This window comes from Thermoanaerobacterium butyriciformans (assembly GCF_017874545.1).
Lineage (GTDB): Bacteria > Bacillota > Thermoanaerobacteria > Thermoanaerobacterales > Thermoanaerobacteraceae > Thermoanaerobacterium > Thermoanaerobacterium butyriciformans.
Genome location: NZ_JAGGLT010000072.1, coordinates 1 through 1028 on the forward strand (window position 1 = coordinate 1; position 1028 = coordinate 1028).

Consider the following 1028-nt stretch of genomic DNA (forward strand, 5'->3'; position numbering starts at 1 on the left):
AATGATTTCAGAATGAAATTTTGGGGGATAAATTTAAAAATATATCTCCTGAAATTCAGTTATATCAGGCAACAGAAGTTGCCGAGAATACTCTTATTGTAAAAGGGGGAATACCAATAATATTTTTGATAGTCTTGGTAATATGGATGCTAGTACTTTTGAAAATATCCTACAGAATTATATAAATTTTATTGAAAGTAATAAACAAGAATTAATTTTAAATATTGTATGGCATGGTGGCGAACCACTAGTAGCTGGATTGGATTATTATAAAAAGATGATGGAGATAGAGAACAGATATAGTGAACTTAATAAAGATGCTAACATTAAGATATTTAATTATTTACAAACTAATGCTACATTAATTGATAATGAGTGGATAAATTTTTTTAAAGATAACAAATTTAGTTTAGGAATTAGCCTTGATGGTCCAAAATATATACATAATAAATATCGTAAGTTTATAGATGATAATGGTACTTTTGATGTAATAATAGAGAATATTAGAAAACTTCAGGAAGAACATGTACCAATAGGTATATTATCTGTTATTACTAAATTTTCTTCGAATTTTCCAGAAGATATTTTTAATTTTTTTGTTGATAAACTTAAAATAAAATTAATTGATTTTATACCTTGTTTTTACAATAATGATGAGCTAAGCCCTTCATCAGATGATTTATCAAGATTTTTAATTAAAATTTTTGATTTATGGTATAGCATTAATTTTTCGTGTATTAACATAATTACATTAAGTGATATAATTGATAAGACAATAAATTGGCATTATAATATTGAACAGCCAGATAAATATATATGTGAATTTTCTGGTAACTGTGGACGAAATCTTGCTATATTATCAAATGGAGACATCTATCCATGTGAATGTTTAGTAAATGTTGGTTCTCTAAAATTAGGAAATATTAATCAAAATAAAATAAGAAATATAAGGGAGCCGCGCCGTAAAATCTTCCTTTATGAGGTGAAAGGTTATGGATAGATTATACGAGCGTTGTTGTGGGATTGAT

The 1028-nt window shown here is 26.1% G+C and carries 1 protein-coding gene; it reads left to right on the top strand.

Features of this window, described 5'->3' with window-relative positions:
* Positions 1-142 precede the first annotated feature (142 nt).
* The gene (locus J2Z80_RS14895; protein WP_209455074.1) at positions 143-1000 is read left to right on the top strand and encodes a radical SAM protein; all 858 of its coding nucleotides are present in this window, start codon (positions 143-145) and stop codon (positions 998-1000) included.
* The last annotated feature ends 28 nt before the right edge of the window (positions 1001-1028 follow it).

Coding starts and splice junctions, on each gene's coding strand:
- J2Z80_RS14895 (WP_209455074.1), top strand. CDS start 143: ATGGATGCTAGTACTTTTGAAAATATCCTACAGAATTATATAAATTTT.